The organism is Anaerococcus kampingae, assembly GCF_046365475.1.
Classification (GTDB): Bacteria; Bacillota; Clostridia; order Tissierellales; family Peptoniphilaceae; genus Anaerococcus; species Anaerococcus kampingae.
The window spans coordinates 1-18,193 of record NZ_JBGMEF010000046.1 but is presented as its reverse complement, the minus strand read 5'-3'; the positions used below and the strand labels follow the sequence as shown (position 1 = coordinate 18,193).

The 18,193-nt window shown below is 35.6% G+C and carries 20 protein-coding genes and 1 riboswitch; of the genes, 5 read left to right on the top strand and 15 right to left on the bottom strand.

Going from position 1 to position 18,193, the window contains the following annotated elements:
- Positions 1 to 129: 129 nt before the first annotated feature.
- Genes ACCQ42_RS09750 through ACCQ42_RS09735 form a run of 4 tightly spaced genes read right to left on the bottom strand, consistent with a single transcriptional unit; the run spans position 130 to position 2,608 of the window.
- Entirely contained in the window at positions 130 to 750 is a 621-nt protein-coding gene (locus tag ACCQ42_RS09750; protein WP_311532254.1) for a hypothetical protein, read from the bottom strand.
- A 12-nt stretch (positions 751 to 762) separates the two neighbouring features.
- A complete protein-coding gene (locus tag ACCQ42_RS09745; protein WP_311532252.1) occupies positions 763 to 1,569 on the bottom strand; it encodes a hypothetical protein in 807 nt (268 codons plus the stop codon).
- Positions 1,569 to 2,252 carry an ABC transporter ATP-binding protein gene (locus ACCQ42_RS09740; RefSeq protein ID WP_106461080.1) on the bottom strand — a complete coding sequence of 228 codons (684 nt, stop codon included), beginning with the start codon at positions 2,250 to 2,252 and terminating at the stop codon, positions 1,569 to 1,571. The genes ACCQ42_RS09745 and ACCQ42_RS09740 overlap by 1 nt, the downstream gene beginning before the upstream one ends.
- Complete coding sequence (locus tag ACCQ42_RS09735; protein ID WP_106461081.1) at positions 2,249 to 2,608, bottom strand: GntR family transcriptional regulator; 360 nt, start codon at positions 2,606 to 2,608, stop codon at positions 2,249 to 2,251. Before ACCQ42_RS09735 ends, ACCQ42_RS09740 begins: the two co-directional genes overlap by 4 nt.
- A 143-nt stretch (positions 2,609 to 2,751) precedes the next feature.
- On the opposite strand from ACCQ42_RS09735, the gene ACCQ42_RS09730 reads away from it, so the two are divergent.
- Together ACCQ42_RS09730 and ACCQ42_RS09725 are read left to right on the top strand one after the other, a co-directional pair.
- The gene (locus tag ACCQ42_RS09730) at positions 2,752 to 3,495 is read left to right on the top strand and encodes an ABC transporter ATP-binding protein (RefSeq protein WP_311532250.1); all 744 of its coding nucleotides are present in this window, start codon (positions 2,752 to 2,754) and stop codon (positions 3,493 to 3,495) included.
- Positions 3,488 to 5,110, top strand: a complete 1,623-nt coding sequence (locus ACCQ42_RS09725) for a hypothetical protein (RefSeq protein ID WP_311532248.1) — start codon at positions 3,488 to 3,490, stop codon at positions 5,108 to 5,110. Before ACCQ42_RS09730 ends, ACCQ42_RS09725 begins: the two co-directional genes overlap by 8 nt.
- Before the next feature lie 88 nt (positions 5,111 to 5,198).
- Here ACCQ42_RS09725 and thiT read toward each other — a convergent pair whose 3' ends face one another.
- The 8 genes from thiT to ACCQ42_RS09685 form a co-directional block, all read right to left on the bottom strand.
- Positions 5,199 to 5,744: an energy-coupled thiamine transporter ThiT gene (thiT, locus tag ACCQ42_RS09720; RefSeq protein WP_106461084.1), complete on the bottom strand. Its 546-nt coding sequence runs from the start codon at positions 5,742 to 5,744 to the stop codon at positions 5,199 to 5,201.
- A gap of 30 nt (positions 5,745 to 5,774) precedes the next feature.
- A riboswitch (TPP riboswitch) is annotated at positions 5,775 to 5,869 on the bottom strand.
- A gap of 34 nt (positions 5,870 to 5,903) precedes the next feature.
- Positions 5,904 to 6,461 carry a manganese efflux pump MntP gene (locus ACCQ42_RS09715; protein WP_265215183.1) on the bottom strand — a complete coding sequence of 186 codons (558 nt, stop codon included), beginning with the start codon at positions 6,459 to 6,461 and terminating at the stop codon, positions 5,904 to 5,906.
- Between the two features lie 70 nt (positions 6,462 to 6,531).
- Positions 6,532 to 6,837: a hypothetical protein gene (locus ACCQ42_RS09710; RefSeq protein WP_410036023.1), complete on the bottom strand. Its 306-nt coding sequence runs from the start codon at positions 6,835 to 6,837 to the stop codon at positions 6,532 to 6,534.
- A 4-nt stretch (positions 6,838 to 6,841) separates the two neighbouring features.
- On the bottom strand, positions 6,842 to 7,942 hold the full coding sequence (locus ACCQ42_RS09705) for a hypothetical protein (protein ID WP_410036022.1): 1,101 nt from the start codon (positions 7,940 to 7,942) through the stop codon (positions 6,842 to 6,844).
- A gap of 5 nt (positions 7,943 to 7,947) precedes the next feature.
- A complete protein-coding gene (locus ACCQ42_RS09700; RefSeq protein WP_410036021.1) occupies positions 7,948 to 9,030 on the bottom strand; it encodes an EpsG family protein in 1,083 nt (360 codons plus the stop codon).
- A gap of 476 nt (positions 9,031 to 9,506) precedes the next feature.
- The gene (locus ACCQ42_RS09695) at positions 9,507 to 10,559 is read right to left on the bottom strand and encodes a DUF4097 family beta strand repeat-containing protein (RefSeq protein ID WP_410036020.1); all 1,053 of its coding nucleotides are present in this window, start codon (positions 10,557 to 10,559) and stop codon (positions 9,507 to 9,509) included.
- Positions 10,552 to 10,908: a DUF2089 domain-containing protein gene (locus tag ACCQ42_RS09690; protein ID WP_106461089.1), complete on the bottom strand. Its 357-nt coding sequence runs from the start codon at positions 10,906 to 10,908 to the stop codon at positions 10,552 to 10,554. Before ACCQ42_RS09690 ends, ACCQ42_RS09695 begins: the two co-directional genes overlap by 8 nt.
- A 158-nt stretch (positions 10,909 to 11,066) precedes the next feature.
- A complete protein-coding gene (locus tag ACCQ42_RS09685; RefSeq protein ID WP_410036019.1) occupies positions 11,067 to 11,723 on the bottom strand; it encodes a GntR family transcriptional regulator in 657 nt (218 codons plus the stop codon).
- A 117-nt stretch (positions 11,724 to 11,840) separates the two neighbouring features.
- Here ACCQ42_RS09685 and ACCQ42_RS09680 point away from each other — a divergent pair, with 117 nt between their 5' ends.
- The 3 genes from ACCQ42_RS09680 to gltS are packed head-to-tail and all read left to right on the top strand — an operon-like array spanning position 11,841 to position 14,383.
- A complete protein-coding gene (locus ACCQ42_RS09680) occupies positions 11,841 to 12,515 on the top strand; it encodes an RraA family protein (protein WP_311532427.1) in 675 nt (224 codons plus the stop codon).
- A gap of 1 nt (position 12,516) precedes the next feature.
- Entirely contained in the window at positions 12,517 to 13,191 is a 675-nt protein-coding gene (locus tag ACCQ42_RS09675) for a 4-carboxy-4-hydroxy-2-oxoadipate aldolase/oxaloacetate decarboxylase (RefSeq protein ID WP_106461092.1), read from the top strand.
- A gap of 10 nt (positions 13,192 to 13,201) precedes the next feature.
- Positions 13,202 to 14,383, top strand: a complete 1,182-nt coding sequence (gene gltS / locus ACCQ42_RS09670) for a sodium/glutamate symporter (protein ID WP_106461093.1) — start codon at positions 13,202 to 13,204, stop codon at positions 14,381 to 14,383.
- Positions 14,384 to 14,456: 73 nt separating this feature from the next.
- On the opposite strand, the gene ACCQ42_RS09665 is transcribed toward gltS, so the two are convergent.
- From ACCQ42_RS09665 to ACCQ42_RS09655, 3 genes are read right to left on the bottom strand one after another with little or no spacing between them, the layout of a single operon-like run.
- The gene (locus ACCQ42_RS09665) at positions 14,457 to 15,149 is read right to left on the bottom strand and encodes a hypothetical protein (protein WP_410036018.1); all 693 of its coding nucleotides are present in this window, start codon (positions 15,147 to 15,149) and stop codon (positions 14,457 to 14,459) included.
- Positions 15,146 to 16,147, bottom strand: a complete 1,002-nt coding sequence (locus tag ACCQ42_RS09660; RefSeq protein ID WP_410036017.1) for an LTA glycolipid anchor biosynthesis glycosyltransferase, IagA/BgsA family — start codon at positions 16,145 to 16,147, stop codon at positions 15,146 to 15,148. Before ACCQ42_RS09660 ends, ACCQ42_RS09665 begins: the two co-directional genes overlap by 4 nt.
- Positions 16,116 to 17,279: a glycosyltransferase gene (locus tag ACCQ42_RS09655; RefSeq protein WP_410036016.1), complete on the bottom strand. Its 1,164-nt coding sequence runs from the start codon at positions 17,277 to 17,279 to the stop codon at positions 16,116 to 16,118. The genes ACCQ42_RS09660 and ACCQ42_RS09655 overlap by 32 nt, the downstream gene beginning before the upstream one ends.
- Positions 17,280 to 18,193 lie beyond the last annotated feature (914 nt).

Genomic DNA, 18,193 nt, shown 5'->3' with positions numbered 1-18,193 from the left:
GCCTCCCCTTATTACGAAGATTCAATAGAATATAGATATCATTAATTACAATATGACAGTACAAAGAGTTAAAGTCTATAATAATATTATCTTGGATAGTAAAAAAGAGGTCCTAGGGAGCCTGGCTCCCTATTCTACCTCTTTTGGATGTTCCAAGTCTTCATTTTTGAAAAAGTCTGTCCCATCATTTGCATTGTCTTGGTTTGTTGCAAATACTGATAGGTATTCCTTGCCGCCTATCTTATAAGCAACTTCTACCCTTAGATATTCTATGAAATATTTCTCGTATTGTATGGAATATCTCTTAGTTTTATAAATATAGGTCTTATCATCAGCGATTATTGGCTCTAGCTTTATTTCTCTTTTCTTATCTGGGTCCCTGTAGTCTGAAGCGTAGGCTGTGATTTTTACGCTTAAGTCTTCTGGGCCTACTTTTTTGCCATCTTTGTAGAAAGTTAAAGTGAAGCCACCGCCTTGGTTTAGGTGGATTGATGGGATATCTCCCTCAATTCTACCAGCAATTTTATCTTTTATCCCTTCAAGTTTTTTCTTGCTTAAATTTCTATAATCTTCTGCCCTTAGGGTTTTGGTGATTGGGTCTCTTTCATCATATTCTATTTTTGCTTCCATTCTGACTCCATCGACCTCGTTGTTTCTCATAAAATTAGGTGTTTGGTGAAAGATATATAGGTTAAGACCTATTAGGCCTAGGATTAGGCAGGACAGGCCTATTAGTATTTTCTTTACCATAAGTCCCTCCTCTTATTGGACTGATAGTTTGTTTTTGTGGAAATAATTTATCATTGCAAAGTAAAGACCATTAAAGGCTAGTAGGACTCCCAAGATTGCTAGAAAGGAACCTAGGGTGAAATCAAAGGCGCTGATGCCTACTTGGGCGGTATTTTGAGCGACTTCTACCATTTTTATTATCTGAGTATCTGCTAAAAGGCCAAAGACCTTAAGGTATAGGTAGGCTTGACCGATAAATAGGACTGCTAAAATCATACCATTTGCCATTTTTCCTAGTTTATTAAAAGGACTTGCTGCCCCTAGGGTATTGGTTGCCATTATCATTTGAGCCAAGACTAGGGCAAATCCAAAGACTATTACTAGAGATTTGATGATTGCTAGCCACATTTCTCCTTTTATTGTTCCTAGTAGCCTAAAGACTTCTCTCATAAATTCTCCAAAGCTTAGGGCTCCTCCTGGATTTACTGCTACAAAGGCAAAGAGGTTAATTATGGAAATTATCACTATGATCAATCCCATGATTACAAGGTTCATTAGCCTGGCTAGGTTTATTTTCTCTGATGAATAAGGAAGGCAGGTGTAAAATGAAGCCCCGTCCTTATAAAATCTCCTGTTGTCGTTATTGGCCAAAAATACAAGGGCTACAAGGGGACCAAAGGACATGGCCACTGCCCCTATGGCGACTATGGCAAATAAGGGCTCAAAGCCTGTAGCTGAGTAAAGGATCATTCCTGTAATCCCCAAGATTAGGGGCATTAACATGCAAGGTAAGACTGTTTTTATATCTTCTTTGAATAAAAGTCCGATTAATTTTCTCATTATAAGACCTCCGTAAAGTAATCTTCTACGCTCATGTGGTTTTCCTCTCTTATTTCATCAACGCCCTTATCAAGGATGATTTTCCCTTCAGAGATGGCTATGACTTGGTCAAGGATTCTCTCAATTTCGCTTATTAAGTGGGTTGAAATTATTAAGATTCCCTGGTAGTCAAAATTTTCTATTATAGTCTTTAGCATGATGCGTCTTGCCTTTGGGTCAATGCCTGTCATTGGCTCATCCAAAAGGTAAATCTTTGTCCTCCTTGAAAGAGTAGCTGCAATTTGTACCTTATCTCTCATTCCCTTGGAGCATTCCTTAACCCTTAGGTCCTTGTCAATGCCAAAGGATGCCAAAAGCTTAAAATACCTTGATAGGTCAAAGTCTTCATAAAATCTTTTGTAAAGGTCGCCAATCTCCCTTACCCTCATTGATGGATAAAAAGGAAGGTGGTCTGGTTGGTAAGAAACTAGGCTATTGGTCTCTCCGCCTGGCCTTTGACCTGCAATTTTTACTTCTCCCTTATAATTTTTCTCAAGACCTGCTAGGATTCTCATAAGGGTAGACTTGCCGGTGCCATTTTCTCCTACAAGACCCACAATCTTGCCATCATCTAGCTTTAGGTTCATATTGTCCAAAACCTTCCTGCCTCCATAGGAAAGGCTTAAATCTTTAATCTCTATCATAATTCCTCCCAATACTTATCAAGCTCTCTTAGAGCCTCTTTCTTTTTTATATTTAGGCTTTCCATGCCGATTATAAAGTCATCTGCTATCTTGTTAAAGGCTCTGTCTGAGAGCCTTGCTATTTTCTTCTCATCTTCTGTTACAAACCTGCCAGCTGTCCTCTGGCTTTCACAAAGGCCTTCTCTTTCAAGCTCAGCCAGGGCTCTTTGGATGGTGTTGGGATTGACCTTATAAGCATTAGCAAGATTTCTTACCGAGTCAATCTTTGCCCCAGGCTGCCAAGTTCCTGTTGAGATCTTAATCTTGAAATCCTCCACCAATTGGATGTAAATTGGTCTACTTTCATCAAAATCCATCTACTCACCTCTATTCTGATTTTGTACTATTGTATTATTATCTTAATACAATCTTACCACCTAAATTTACGACTGCAAGTCTTTTTAGAAATTTTTTATCTATGGTATAATGATTAACAAAGAATTTTATTAGGGAGAATATCATGAAGTTAATTATAGAAAATCTGTCCAAAGCCTTTGCCAAAAAGGAAGTCCTAGCGAGTGCATCTTTCACCTTTGAAAAGGGTATAATTTACGCTCTTTTGGGAAGAAATGGATCAGGTAAAACCACTCTTTTTAGGCTAATTACTGATGGGCTTGATAAGGATAGTGGAGAGGTCTTTTTGGAAGAAAATGGAATTAAGCGAAAACTAGAATTTAAGGATATATTTTTCATGGTGGCTGAGCCAGAGCTTCCTAAATTTCTAACCGGCTATGAATTTATCAAATTTTTTATAGAAGCTAATAAGGAAAATATCAAATCAAGCAAATCAATCGAAGAATACTTTGCCCTAGTAGATTTTGACATAGAAGATTCCCATAGACTCATCCAGGGCTATTCTACAGGTATGAAAAATAAGATTCAGATGCTGATGTTTTTGATCCTAAGGCCAAGGGTAATTCTCATGGATGAGCCTCTTACAAGCCTAGATGTGGTGGTTCAGCTTGAGATGAAAAAAATTATAAGGGAAATCCACGCTGATCATATAATTATTTTCTCAACCCACATCCTCCAGCTGGCCAAGGATATATGTGATGAGATCGTCCTCTTATCTGACAAGAAACTCCAAAAAGTTGAGGAAAATCTCATCAAAAATCCTGATTTTGAAGATAAGATTATCACCCTGCTTTCTGGAGAAGGAGAGAATATCAAAATCAAGGAAGAAGTGGAGGCCATAAATGGATAGGGTGGCAAGAGTTTTTATCATCAAGCAGAGGGTTGAACTATCAGAAATGGTCAACGGCATTATCTGGGCCTTAAGAAAAATCCCCTTGATAGGGAAGTTTTTAGGAGATAAGTATAAATTTTCATCAATAAAATACTTTATCCATAGCTTCTACCCTATCTTTGCTATTATAAAGGAACTTTTCAAGTCAGCCCTTGCCTGTGGCATTGTTTTTCTTTTTGTAAATAGCATCTTAAGCATCTCCTATAACATCTTTCAGGCTAATGTCAGCTATGCAGCTAATAAGGCTGATTTTTTGCAAACTGCTTATAGTTATTTGCTGCCCCTATACCTTTATTGGCTCTTTGCCCTATTTAGAAATATCGTGGAAGATTCCATGAGTGATTTGAAAAAATACTACCAAAACTTCCGCATGAATCCGGAAGAAATAGTCAAGGCTAACCTATACTTCAAGCCTTTAATGAGGTTTTTTGCAAGGTCTATTGTTCTGATGATTGGTTTCCATTTTTTAGGCAAGGCCAACCCACTTTTGACCCTAACTTTTTCTTTTATATTATTTTTAACAGAAATCGAGGCGTCTGTCTTTTGGATGAATATCGGACTAAAAGACAAAAAGAAAATCCTCTCTAACGGATTATTTCAAACAATCTTAGCCTTTGTTGCTTATGTTATCCTTAGCGACCTTATTCTTTTTTTCGGATTGGAAAATAAGCTAGTCTTAACTGTTATTTTTATAGGTTCGATTTTAGGCTTTGCCTGGTCTGTATCCTATCTCAAAAACTTTGATAAGTATGGACTTATCATAGAAAAATCTCTTAGAGAATATGACGATTTAATGGAAGAAATCGACGCAAGCCCGGCAGCAAGTGTTAAACTTAAGGATAAGGATATTGATAATAAAAAGGTAAAAGGCGAGGGCTTTGCCTACCTGAATAATATATTTTTTAGAAGGCACAGGAGGATTTTGCTTAAGCCTGTCCTTATAAAGTCAGGAATCCTAGCCGCCCTTCTTACAATTTTGATAAGCTTTTTACCATTATTTGAGAAGAATATAGATGGCGACCTTGTTGAAATGCTGGTAATCTTCGTCCCTCTTGCTACTTACATGCTTTGCAAGCAGGATAATATCTTAACAGCCTTTTTCATAAATTGCGACCAAGGCCTAATCCCTTATGGTTTTTATAGACAGCCTACAAACCTTCTAACTATGTACAGGGCAAGGCTTATCTCCCTTCTAAAAATAAATGCCATACCTGCCATAGTTTATGTGCTTGGCCTTGTTGGCGTATTTTTAAGGCTTAACAGGACTGATTATATCTTTGCCCTAGAAGCAGCTGCCTATATACTTTTGGCGGGAGTATTTTTTACAAGCCTGCCCCTTGCCCAATATTACCTCTTTCAGCCTTTTAATGCTGAAGGAGCCAAGGTCGGCAAGATATCAGGCGCAATAGATATGGTAGTTTATATCTTCTGCTTCAATGCAATAAGATTTACCGGAGGAATAAAGACCCCAATCCTAGTTATCGGCTCATCTGTCTTTATTCTATTATTTACAATTATAACTAGTCTTTTGATTTTAAAAATAGGGCCTAAGACCTTTAGGTTGAAAAATTAAGACTAAAAAACAGGGACTACTGACCTGAACCCCAAAATCCGGAATACGGATGGAGGAGTTTTTATGTCAGAATCCCTGTTTTTATTTTCTATAATTTTGCCATATCCCTTGTGATGAATTTCTTTAGCAATAGGATTATTACTACTGTTATTATAAATTCAACACCTAGGAAGGTTCCGTTGTAGGCTATTGAGTAAGCCCAAACATTTTGTCCTTCTGGTGCATAGGATCCAAAATAAATAACCCCTGTTAGGACGTGGCAGATGAATCTTGCAAATACGCCTAAGAATGTTCCAAAAAGAACTGGTTTAAGTTCGTGTCTTTGGTTAAATGATTCTGAGAAAAATCCTACAAGTCCCAAAGCTCCGAAAGCTAATGGATAGTCAAGAAAGGCTTGGATTGGGTGGAAGATTGAACCGCCTAAAAGCATATCTAAAACTCCATATACAGCACCTACAAGGATACCTGGGCCTGCACCATATCTAATTGCAAATATAATAAGAGGGATCATTTGACCAGCTGTTACTGAACCACCTTGTGGCATAGAAAATAGCTTAATTCTGCCTAAGATAAAGGATAAGGCAATCATAATTCCTGCTTCTGTCAACATCTTTACTGACCAATTTTTCTTCATAAAAAAATACCTCCTTTACACAATACTTGCTAGAGGTATAAAGCACTTACCTCCGCCAGCATTACCTGGATCAGGTTAAGGGTATGATCTCAGCTGACTAAAAGTCGGCACCCCTAGTGATATAAATATTATACAGTTTTATATTAGTATTCAAAGATACTAATGAAAAAATAAGTGTTCAATCAAAATCTTAATCCCTAAGCCAATTAGGATAAGGCCACCTGTAAGCTCTGCCATTTGCTTAGACTTTAGACCGAGTTTTGATCCAATCTTAAAACCAATCACAGATAAGATTGCGGTGATTATTCCAATAGTTGAGGCTGACTTTACTATATCAATATTTAAAAAGGCAAGGCCCACACCCACTGCCAGGGCATCAATTGATGTAGCTATCCCCATCTTGGCTAGGGATAAAAAGTCAAAGCCATAATTTAATTCACAATATTCTTCTCTTGATTCCTTAATCATTTGTATGCCCAAGATTAAAAGCAAGAAAAAGGCAATCCAGTGGTCTATAGCCCTGATTTCTTCGGCAAAATTCCTCCCCAAGGAAAAGCCGATAACAGGCATAAGGGCTTGGAAAAACCCAAAGCATAGGCCAACAGATAGGCTGTTTTTAATAGAGTGAGTTTTTTCTGAAAGCCCCTTGAAAATACTAGCTGCAAAGGCATCCATAGCAAGGCCAACAGATAAAATAAGTAATGATGCAGTATCCAAAATTTCCTCCTAGCTAATTACACAACGCTTTTTTACTTAACCAGAAGGAAAGAAAAATGCAAATCAATTCCTAGATTTCCTTAAGTTTATCAGCCCTTATATAGAAATTTTGCCCAGCAAGACTTACATAAACAAAACCATCTTCCTCTTCCAAGATTACCCTCACCACGCTATCTTTAGGGATTTTGTCAAAGGCAGTCTTTTCATCCTTATCAGAATAAATTTCAGCTTCTTCCTTAACCATGTAATCAAGGCCTACAGATATTTCTTTTTTGACCTTAATGCCGGTACTTGGCCTTTCCTCAATATCTATACCCTTATAAGAAGTCTCAGTCTTCCCGCATCCTGCAAGGATTATCATTAGGGCAATTACCACTAATCTATTGATAATAAACCACCCCGAACTCAGAAAGACCCAAATCTTTCAAATCTCTTATAAGCTTATCTAGGTCAGCCTTCCTTGTTTTATTGTTTACCAGGATAATTTTCATATCCTCAATACCAGCCGCAAGAAAGGCTTCTTTTTCATCCTTTTCATCTATTATTACATAGTCATATTCTTCTTTATATCTTGCTATATCCTTAGCAAAGTCATCTGTATCCATGCTTTGGCTTGGATTTTCCCCTAAATATTTATAGGCAAAAAAATCTTCTATTTTTTTATCTTCACTAGCCACAAATAGAACTTTTTTATTCTTAGCAAGTTCTCTTGCAAGGTTTTCTGCAAAACCATTAGTATCCTTGCCAAGACTAGCAAGGCCAATGACACCATTTTTGTATTTATAGGCTAATTTCGCCTTAATCTTTGTAAGTTCATCACTCTTTCCAAGCACAGGATAAGAAAGCTCAGCTAAATCATCCAAGCTTGCTATCCTATCAGACATAAGGGTCTTAATAATTATGATAATAAGCCCTAAAAACAAGCCAGCAAGACCAGCTGCCACAGAGAAAATATAGGTCTTTGTCTTTGATGCCTTATTTACTAAAACATCATGTAGGTAGGCGAAATTATCTGCATTTAAGTAGTCTTTAGCCATTAGCTTAAAATTTTCACAAATAGACTTAAGACTATCAGCAGCCCTTTTCTTATCCTGATCCCTATAAGTGAAGGAAATAAGGCCAGCCTGAGGATTTACCTCGTAGTCTGCTCTAGCCATCACATCACTATAGGTTAAATCAGATCCTCCCACTTCGAGGGCATCATCTACCTTTTGATAAAGATCAGGCGATTTCAAAATCTCCATATAAATATTTGCAAGTTTCTCATTTAAAACAAGTTTATTGTAAGAAACCTCTTCCCCATCTTCAGCTGCAGCAATCAAAACAGCAGAAGCCTCATATGTCCCTCCATTTTTATGAAGGCCAAGGCCCAAAACTAGGCCAAAAAATAATATAGGTGGGATAATAAGAAGAAGCAAATTTCTCTTAATCCCTTCAATTAGTTGATATGTTGTAACTTTTCTCATTTTATACCCTTTCATTTTTTCTATCGCAATGAATTAATAGCCATATGGTTAGTAAAAAAGAAATCATATGGTGGAGCGTCTACTGCTATATAAACTGCGTATGGCAAGACAAATACTAGGACTGCCAAGATTAGCATAAAAACAGCCAGACTATCTTTTTCCTTCACTTCCTTTATCAAAAGCGGAATCAAAAATATTTGCATGACTGTAAAAAACGAACTAAATCTAAAGGCTATTGCTGTTGATGACCTAAAGACAAGGACTACCACAAGCCCATAAAATACAGCCTTTACTGCCGCACTATCAATCGTATTTTTCTTAAAAGTCCCCTTATCAAAATACATGATAGTCATGACAAAGAGGGCCAGGGCGAAAATAATCCTTGGGTCATAAAGCTTCATAGCATAGGCAAATTGCCCCTCAAAGGTGTAATTTATAATCTTTGTCGCCATTCTAGCAAGACCCACAGCCCCTAAGACCTTGGCCAAAATGCCAAATAAAAGCTTAGAAAATACCGATACCACCAGGCTAAATCCTACTATTATTGATTTAGTTAAATTTGATAAGTCAAACTTAAGATATATCAAAAATGGCAACAAAATCACGGCTGACTTATGAAAGCTATAGGCCCAGATAAAGGCCAAGATGCTTAAGATATTTTTCTCTTCTGTCATTAGATATATGGACAAAACTCCTAAACCTATTGCTGTGGCTGTTCTTGATGTTTGCATATCAAATTGCAAAAATGTCTGCATGAAAATTATAGCAGATAAAAAGGGCATCCTAGATTTCTTAGCCACCACATAGCTTATCGGTCCAATTGACAAAAGATTCATAAAAGCTATAACCCATTGGCGAGATAGACCCAAAAGATTGACTATAAAGGCTGTCAACCTAAAGGAAAACTCCACCGCATAATGGGAATCAAAAAGCTTAGTAGTATCTGTGCCAATATCTCTAGCAAACCACAAGTAATTGTAATAATCAGCATCCCCTGATCCCCTTGTGGCAGAAAAAATTAGCATAAGGCCAAACATTGCACAGATTGCCAGATTTTTCTGATATTTTTTATTAAATTTTATAAGGCTAAAGCAAATGAACATCAAAAGCTCTAAGCAAAATAATAATGTAAATCCCAAAATAATCCTCTCTTAGGTCTCATTATACCCCATTGGTCAGAATTATTTAAAATGAGAAACTTTAAAATTTTACAAAGACTTTACACAAACTTTTTATGAAATAAACAATACTCATATATTATAAAGATGGAAAACAGATAGAAATCGACTAACTCTTCCTTAATACAAACTGTTTTCTAAAACAAAAACTTACCCTCAGTTTTTGTAAGGCTAATATTTTTGATTAACTCAAAAGCAAAAGTCCACCAGATCGGTGGATTTTTTGTTTGCAAGAAAAAAGGGGCTGTTGCAGAATGAATAAATCGCCCCAAATCACTAGATGAACCTTGTGGAAAATTTTGCCTCCACGAGCCGGCAGGCTAGGCCAAAAATTTTCCACAAGAACCCTCTAGTGATGGGACGATAGTTATTCATAATTTTGCAACAGCCCCTATAAATTTCTATCTAATTGATACCCTACCAAAGCCTGTGCTAGCCTTGATTTCTAGGTCTGCTTCATCATTTGTTGTTGATATTTCATATCCTGTGCTTGTTTTAATCTTGTTTTCAAATTTTTCTGTTACATTTGTAGCTGGGCTTTCTACAAAGGCCCTAATCTCACCTGGATAATCTGTTGTATCAACAACCACAGCACCATTTCTTGTGTCTAAGTCAATCTCTTTGGTGTTTTTGATATTGTAAACTCTAATTGAGCCTTGGTTTGAATCTGCGCTAAACTTATCGCTTTCAAGCCCATCTACTCTCACATTGCCATTTACAGTATCAACTTCAGCCAATTCTCCCCTTAGATTTGCCAAGTAAATAGCACCATTTACATTATCTATAGAAAGCTTACCCAAGGTATTTTTAATATCAATTTTGCCATTTACATTGTCTATATCAATGGCAGCCTTAATATTTATAAGGTTAATCTTGGCATTTACTGTATCGATATTTAAATTATCAAAGTCAACATCTGCCACTTCAACCTTACCATTTACAGAATCTATATTTAGATTTTCATAAAGAGCCTTGCCTAGGGCTAGCTTTAGATTTACGCTGGCTTGGACATTCTTATAAGCTTCATTTTGGCTTATTGAAAGCTTTCCATCTTTTATCTCTACATCTAAATAATCATCAAGATTAGGCTTTTTTGAATAAATATCATAACTTAATATAATTCCAGGATCATCAGCCTTTTCTACAATTATATCCCCATTAACTAGGTCGATATTAATATTATCTATTTCATCATCAATCCTAATATCCTTGTGGGTGTTAAATTCTCCCTTAATATTAAAATTATTTAAATCTATCATATTATCAAGGTCGATATTTGATAGGGTTTCAGTCGCCTTTTTAATTATATTATCAACTGCTGAGGTGATTTTTCCACCCAAGTCGTTGTCAGATTTTTTCTTATCGCCTATGGCTGCAAGGAGGTCACTAGCTTCTTCGACTGTGATTTTGCCATCCTTAAGCATATTTAAAATCATTTGTTTTTCTTCAGTCATTATTAATCTCCTCTAAAAGTTCCTTGGCTTTTTCTGGACTAATCTCGCCATTATCTAGCATATTTAGGATATCTAGCCTATGACTCTTCTTATCAATTTTGCCGCCAAGTTTTGCTACTATCTTATCAATCCTATTTCTAACTGTTGGATATGAAATACCTATTTCTTCTCCAACATCCTTAATTGAACCTCTTTTTTGTAAAAATAATTCTATAAATTCTTTATCTTCTTTGTCTAATTTTGAGAAGTTATCTATCTCAAACTCACCACTTACTTCTGTAAAACATGAATTGCATCTATAGGAAGTAATCACCATTTGATCACCACAATTTGGACATTTATTAATCATAGCCCCTCCTTTTGTCTAAATTATACTAGGCCTTTTAAGATTTGTAAAGTCAGAATTAATTATTTTAAGTTTTTATTTTAAAATGTTTAATTTATCGTTTATGGTAATTCGTAAATTAAAAAAGATAGATGCAAATATGCTTCTATCCTTAATATATATTATATATAAACATTCTCTGTTGAATCTATGATTGAAATTTCTAACAAAGATTCCTTAACGCTATTAAGATGGTATATAAGCGACTGCCTACTTTCATCAAGATTTTGGGATTTTAAACAATATAATAAATCCAAATGCTCTTTTATACTCTTAAAAGACCTATTTGATGCCCTAGAAGCTATCCTCCTGAATCTCTCTATCTGAGAATTTAAATTGTTTAAAATATAAAATAATTTTTTGTTACCAGATTTTTTTATAATTAACTCATGTAATTGCTTATCTGCTTTGTGACTATCTTCCCACTTAAAATTATCACCTAAATACTCAAATTTTTCTATTAAATCATCAATCTCTTGACTAGTTATCCTATATATGCTTTTTTCAAGTGCTAACGATTCTAAAGATATCCTTATATCAAAAATATCAGATATATCTGTAGGACTTATGTAAGAAACCATGGAAGATCTCCCGTTGAAATTACTTACTAAACCATCTTTTTCTAAATCTCTTAGAGCTTCACGTACTGGTGTACGAGATATGGATAAAATATTAGCAATATCACTTTCAACTAAGTACTCGCCTGGCTTTTTTCTATTATTAATTATTTCGTCATACAAATACTCGTATGCCATGTCTTTTCTAGATATTTTAATCACCTCTTACTATGATTTTATTGTAAGTATAAAAATAATCAATTTTATTTGAAATAAGAAATACTTACAGTATACTAATTGTATACAATTTTGATATCGTTTGCAAAAGTGGAGGTGAATTTGAAAAATATAATCGAAAATATTAAAAAACTAGATACCACTTGTATTTCAGATGCCTGTGATAGACTTGAGATTTCAGGATCACTAAGCAGTTTAAAACCTATTTTACCTGGTTCAAAGCTATGCGGTAGGGCATTTACAGTTAAGTATAGACCTAGTTCCGGCAATAATAGTACCGTTGGCGATTTTCTTGATGATTTAAAAGAAGGTGATTTAGCAGTTATAGATAATGGCGGCAAAACAGATGCTACTGTGTGGGGAGATATAATGTCTCTTTATTCTAAGATAAATGGAATTGCTGGTGCAATTATTAATGGTGCTTGTAGAGATATTCCAGAAATCAAAAAATTAGGGTTCCCTATTTTTAGCGCAGGTACTAACGCTGTTACTGGTAAAGGAAGATATGAAATAGAATATATCCAAAAGGCCATATACATAGATAATACCAAAATAGTACCTGGAGATATTATTATAGCTGATGATTCTGGAATAATTTGTATTCCAGAAAATAAAGCAGAAGAAGTTTATGAAATTGCAAAATCGATTAACGATATTGAAGAAAAAATCAAACAAGCGATTCAATCTGGAAAGCCATTAAATGTGGCAAGAAATATGTATAATTATCATAATTTGCAAAAACCTAATACTAACTTAGATAGCAAAAAAGGAGACTAATATGTGTGATGTAAAAAACAACGTTATAGATGATAACAAAGAAATTTTAGAGGAATTATCAAAGCTAACTACCGCTACAGTCCATGAAGCTCAGGGCAAAAAAGGGGCATTCAATCCAAATATAAAACCTCTTATCAAGGGCAAACATATTTGTGGTCAAGCCCTTACCGTCAAGACAGGCCCATCTGACAATCTAATGCTTATAAAAGCTATTTCTATGGCACAAGAAGGTCAAATAATCGTCTTAGACCATAACAGTATAGAGATGAGTGGGCCTTTCGGAGCAGTGCTTGCTACAGAGTTAAAAACTAAAAAAGTTAGTGGACTTATTACTAACGGTTCAGTAAGAGATAGTGAAGACATTAAAAAAATGGATTTTCAGGTATTTTGTAAAAATTTGAGTATACTTGGAACTTCAAAAGTAGAAGTTGGTACTATAAATCATCCTATAGCTGTTGATAATGTTGTTGTTAACCCGGGCGATTATATACTTGGTGACGACGATGGTGTAGTCTTAATCAAAAAAGAAAATATCAAAGAGGTAATTAGAGAATCTAAATTAAGAGACGAAAAAGAATCTGTCGTTATAGATAGGATCAAAAAAGGCGAGAGCTTGTTTGATATTTACAATTATCAGAAAAAATTTGATGAATTAAATATAGAAGTTGAAAATTAAGGAGTAAAAGATGACTATTCAATTAGATGTATTACAAACTGCTGGTTTAGCTGCTTTGCTATTTTTTATGGGTAGTAAAATCAAATCAAAAAGTAATTTTTTGCAAAAATATTTTATACCAGCTCCGGTAATAGGGGGATTAATATTTAGTTTATTAGCTTTCATTGGAGTAAGAAATAATCTATATTCATTTGAAATGGATTCAGTTTTACAGGACTTCTTTATGAATGTATTTTTTACAGCAGTTGGATTTGAGTGTTCTATCTACATAGTTAAAAAGAGTGGAATACTAGGAATGAAACTTGCTGTTGTAGCTATTCTACTATTAGTGTTCCAAAACTTACTTGGTGCTTCATTAGCTAGGTTATTTGGAATAAATCCTCTTCTAGGAGTTGCCATGGGCTCTGTATCAATGAGTGGTGGTGTAGGATCAGCTGTTGCTTTCGGGCCTGACTTTGAAGCCTTGGGAGCTGCTGGAGGTACTGCCATAGGTACAGCTGCAGCTACATTTGGTTTGTTAGTTGGAAGTATAATAGGTGGACCTGTTGCAAAAAGATTAATTGAAAAGAAAAATTTAAAAACCAATGAAAATTTAAAGAATGAAGAAACTACAACATCAGAAAAAACAGTGCTTAACAAAGCTTCATTTTTAAAAAGCTTCTTATTAGTTGTTTTAACCGGTGCATTAGGTTCAATTATATCATTACTACTTAATAAAACAGGTTTGAAATTCCCTTACTATGTCGGTTGCTTATTTGCCGGAGCTATTGTTAGAAATATTGCCGACTATAAAAATTATGAACTTAAACCAGAAGAAATAGGTACTATAAGTTCCTTCTCACTAAACTTATTCCTTTCAATGGCCTTAATGCAACTTAATATAGCCAAAATAGTAAGCTTAGCTATCCCTATGTTTGTAATCTTACTATCAGAGACACTACTTATGGCCATATACGCTTACTTCATTACATTTAAAACTTGCGGTAGTGATTATGAAGCAGCTGTAATGGCAGCGGGCCACTGTGGCGTTGGCTTAGGTCAAACTCCAAATGCTATTGCTAATATGACTGCTGTAACCGAAAAACACGGACCTGCTCCAACAGCTTGGTTTGTGCTTCCTGTTATAACCGTTATATTTATAAATATTTTTAACCCAATTATTATAACAGCATTTATGAATATTCTTTCATAATAAATATGTAAACTATAAATAAAAAAGATTCTCATCATTTTTGATGGAGAATCTTTTTTATCTTAAAAATATATTAAATATATTCCTTATCCCAATAAGATTTGGTTGTTCTTGATAACCAGATTATGGTGTTTATCATGTAGGCTCCGAGGATTCCTGCTTGAATGAAGCTTATTGCTAGGTAAAAGCCTAAGTTTGTTCCTAAGGCCTTTAAGAGCTCTGTAAGAGCAAAGGCTATAAAGAAGGCTCCCAACCATTTGATTGATGTGGTAAGATTACCCTTAAAGTCTGTGTAGGCTAGGGCCTTGTGGCCGTATTTTTTCTTAAAGTTATCTCTACGAATTTTGATTTCTTCTCTTTTTTCTGGACTTGCCTCTGCCAGAAGCGCCGCATAGTAGTGGGCCATATCTTCTGTCCTATTCGTGTATTTTCTGAGCTTTTCCGCCTCAGATAGGCTTGGGTCTCTAATTAAGATTTCCTTTGTGATAGCTGCCTTTGACTTGTAAGTTATTCTTTTTTCTCTTAAATCTCTTAGGCCTTCTATATCTTTTTGATTATCAATCAATTCCAAGGTCTTTTCTTCATATTTTCTAATTGTCTTACTTGCCAAGTAAAAACTTATGACAACCATAGCTATTATACACATTTGAGCCATTATCATCCCTACATCATCGGTCTTGTTTAGGTCTAAGAATAAGGTGCTTACTATACTTGGTATTAGGATAAAGATTATTAGGGCTCCTGTCAATTTTATTATAGATCTCATAGACTCATCGCCTTTCTGTAGATTTCAACTAATCTTTTGCCTGTATTTGCAATCGACTTTTCCAGGGCGATTTTGTAGGCTTTTTCGCTTAAATCCGCAAGCTTTCCTTCAAGGATGCCCCCTATTTTACTTTCAAAGTCATCTAGACTCTTTCCTTTATAGATATTTTCTCCGTCCACAAAGCCATCTTCAAAGATTTCTATATCCCTTATTAGGATTTGGGCTTTTGTAGATAGGGCTTCTAAAAGAACTATGCCCTCGGTTTCCTCGTGGGTTAAAAAAGCGTAGAGGTCTGAACCTGAATAAGCCATCCTCAATTCATCGCTTGTAACATAGCCAGGCATGTGGAAATTATCTGGTGCTTGGTCAATATCTTTTTTTATTTCCGGGCTCATTAGACTCTTATCAAGCTTGCCAAACCAGACAAATTCGTATTCACCCATCCTTTTTGCAAGCTCTATAAAATCATCTATGCCCTTTCTTTTTATGGGAAGGCCCACAGATATTATTGATTTTTTATTTGGGTCTAGGCCATATTTTTTATAAAAATTCGCCCTATCATCACTTTTTTCTATCCAAAAATCTAGGTCTATTCCATTTGACACAACTTCAATTGGCCTATCAAGGTCATAAGTTTCTAGGATATTTTTAGAATACTGGGTTGGGGTTAGGACTATGTGACCTTGCCTATAGGCATGAACTAGCCATTTTTTAAAAAGTGGGGCAAGTTCATTTGAAAAAATAAAGGAATTCTTAAAATCTTCCATGGTTGAATGGCCGTGATAGACTACCTTCTTGCCAGCCTTTCTTGCCTTGTGTGCAAAAAAAACTGCTCCTGGCAAAGTGGTATTTATATGGACTAGGTCAAAATCTTCTTTTTCATCCAGACTATAGGGAAAACCTACAAGGTCTAGGGCCTTTTTTTGGTGGTCAATAGCCTTGCCTACGCCAGATTCTTTGACTGTTTCATAATCTTTTGAATATATTAATACCTTCATGGACGTATTCCTTTATTGCTTTTTGGTAAACATCTTCGCATTTCTTGCCAAAGCTTTCAACCGAAAAATTCTCCTTGGCATATTCCTTAGCGTTTATTTCAAGAAGCTCCTTATATTCAGAATCTGAAAATACCCTATTTACAAATTTTTCGTATTCTTCAAAATCATTATATTTAAAGCCATTAAAGCCATTTACAATGACCCCATCAAGGACCGAATCATTCCTGCAAAGGGCAATGGTCCCATTAGAAAGAGCCTCATAATAAGTTAGACCTTGGGTTTCTGAAACTGATCCAGAAGAAAAGATATCAGCCGCTTGATAATAGCGGTTAACAGAATTTGAATCAACCATACCGGTGAAAATCACCTTTTTGGATAAGTTAGCTGCATATTTTTTAAGCTTATCAAGGTATGGGCCTCCCCCAACTATGTATTGATTTATAGTAGGATCTTTTAGCCTATCGTAATAAGCCATGACCTCTTCTATATTTTTCTCCTCACCAAGCCTACCCAAATAGATAATGATTTTCTCATCATCAGCCATACCAAGTGATTTTCTCAGGATTTTTTTATCATAAAACTCAGGCATAGCAATACCTGTAGGAATTACATCAAGTTTATTTTTCTCAATCCCATACTTAAGAAGCAACTCTTCAGTCTTGGCAGTAGGAGTAATAATCCTAGTACAAAGCTTAGAAAAAGTCTTAGAAGCAATTGCCACCATCTTCTTACCCGCCCTTTCAGATGGGGAAAAATAATGAGTGTAGTCCTCATAAACCGTATGGTAGGTGTGGACAAGGGGAATCTCTAAATCTCGCTGGATGCTCTTAGCCATCAAAAAGGTAGAAAACTCGCACTGGGAATGGATAATATCAGGTTGCCACTCCTTAATCTCCTTAAGATGAGAGGAAGCTAAAAGATTAGAAACCCTAGCCTGGGGATAAATCTTCTTGGCAGAAAGACTTCCTACATAATAAACATTGCCATCCTTATAAGATTTCGTAGTATTAGATAAGGTAAGGACTCTCACATCATGGCCCTTATCCTCTAAATATTTTTTTAAATTCAGAACAGAACGTACTACCCCATTAACAACAGGCCAGTACCAATCACTGGTAATTAAAATTTTCATAAAAACCTCACTAGTATAACAATACCATTATTTGTAAGTCTTATCCAAGATAAAATTATTTTAAGGGGCTTTCCCCTAAAACCCCTTTTTTATTATAAAGATAATGATTTTTTGTTTTATTATCCAAGACAATATTATTATTTACTTTAATTCTTCGTACTTTCATCTCATAATAAATAATAATTATAAACCTGTCCCTTCGTACAAAGGGGGAGGCCCAGGGACCCTTTCGCATGGGTCCCCATCGGCCTCCCCCTTACACCCCCACTCCGTTACCCCCCGCAAGCGACTCTTGCAGAGGGCAAATTGAAGATTGCCTCTGGCAATCTTCTATGTTAGACATGACTGCTATTCATTTTGGTGCAAAATCTATTATTTCAAATCTCGTCAGCTAAAAATTTAGATTCACTCCACTTCGTTTCGTTCAACAAAATTTTCTTAAAGCTTCCTCGATTTAAAATAATTGACGATTTTAATTCTGTAAGTCTAAAAGCTCTTTTTCCTAGACCCACTAATAGCAATGTTTACCAGAGGCAAACGAGCCTTAGAACCGATTAGTTGTTATATTTCTCTCAAAATAAAGACCTATATCCCCAAAGTCGGGAAATTTTGTAAATGGAGATGCCGTTAAAAAAATCTCCTGACGCACGAGTTAAAATTAAAATTCTGTAAGTACTGAGATGTAGAGCGTATAAAAAAGAAATATTTGGGCTAGATTGAGATTTTTAGGCATCGGAATGTCAAAATCAGTATGAATAAAGATAGCTAATACAAGGGGTTCTGCCTAAAAAGAGTGGATTGCCGTTAGGCAATCTTCTCTGTTCGCACTCCGCTTTAGGAGCAGACGAGGGTGTAGCGTAAGGGGGTCTTAGGGGGAACCGGTGAGGGGGTGTAGGACTCCCCAAAAGTTGTAG

Excerpts from the sequence above, each read along its gene's own strand:
- ACCQ42_RS09745 (WP_311532252.1), bottom strand. The coding sequence starts at position 1,569 with ATGAGAAAATTAATCGGACTTTTATTCAAAGAAGATATAAAAACAGTC.
- ACCQ42_RS09735 (WP_106461081.1), bottom strand. The coding sequence starts at position 2,608 with ATGGATTTTGATGAAAGTAGACCAATTTACATCCAATTGGTGGAGGAT.
- ACCQ42_RS09660 (WP_410036017.1), bottom strand. The coding sequence starts at position 16,147 with ATGAAGGTATTAATATATTCAAAAGATTATGAAACAGTCAAAGAATCT.
- ACCQ42_RS09675 (WP_106461092.1), top strand. The coding sequence starts at position 12,517 with ATGTGTGATGTAAAAAACAACGTTATAGATGATAACAAAGAAATTTTA.
- ACCQ42_RS09690 (WP_106461089.1), bottom strand. The coding sequence starts at position 10,908 with ATGATTAATAAATGTCCAAATTGTGGTGATCAAATGGTGATTACTTCC.
- gltS (WP_106461093.1), top strand. The coding sequence starts at position 13,202 with ATGACTATTCAATTAGATGTATTACAAACTGCTGGTTTAGCTGCTTTG.
- ACCQ42_RS09665 (WP_410036018.1), bottom strand. The coding sequence starts at position 15,149 with ATGAGATCTATAATAAAATTGACAGGAGCCCTAATAATCTTTATCCTA.
- ACCQ42_RS09730 (WP_311532250.1), top strand. The coding sequence starts at position 2,752 with ATGAAGTTAATTATAGAAAATCTGTCCAAAGCCTTTGCCAAAAAGGAA.
- ACCQ42_RS09705 (WP_410036022.1), bottom strand. The coding sequence starts at position 7,942 with ATGAAAGGGTATAAAATGAGAAAAGTTACAACATATCAACTAATTGAA.
- ACCQ42_RS09750 (WP_311532254.1), bottom strand. The coding sequence starts at position 750 with ATGGTAAAGAAAATACTAATAGGCCTGTCCTGCCTAATCCTAGGCCTA.
- ACCQ42_RS09740 (WP_106461080.1), bottom strand. The coding sequence starts at position 2,252 with ATGATAGAGATTAAAGATTTAAGCCTTTCCTATGGAGGCAGGAAGGTT.
- thiT (WP_106461084.1), bottom strand. The coding sequence starts at position 5,744 with ATGAAGAAAAATTGGTCAGTAAAGATGTTGACAGAAGCAGGAATTATG.
- ACCQ42_RS09700 (WP_410036021.1), bottom strand. The coding sequence starts at position 9,030 with ATGTTCATTTGCTTTAGCCTTATAAAATTTAATAAAAAATATCAGAAA.
- ACCQ42_RS09655 (WP_410036016.1), bottom strand. The coding sequence starts at position 17,279 with ATGAAAATTTTAATTACCAGTGATTGGTACTGGCCTGTTGTTAATGGG.
- ACCQ42_RS09725 (WP_311532248.1), top strand. The coding sequence starts at position 3,488 with ATGGATAGGGTGGCAAGAGTTTTTATCATCAAGCAGAGGGTTGAACTA.
- ACCQ42_RS09695 (WP_410036020.1), bottom strand. The coding sequence starts at position 10,559 with ATGACTGAAGAAAAACAAATGATTTTAAATATGCTTAAGGATGGCAAA.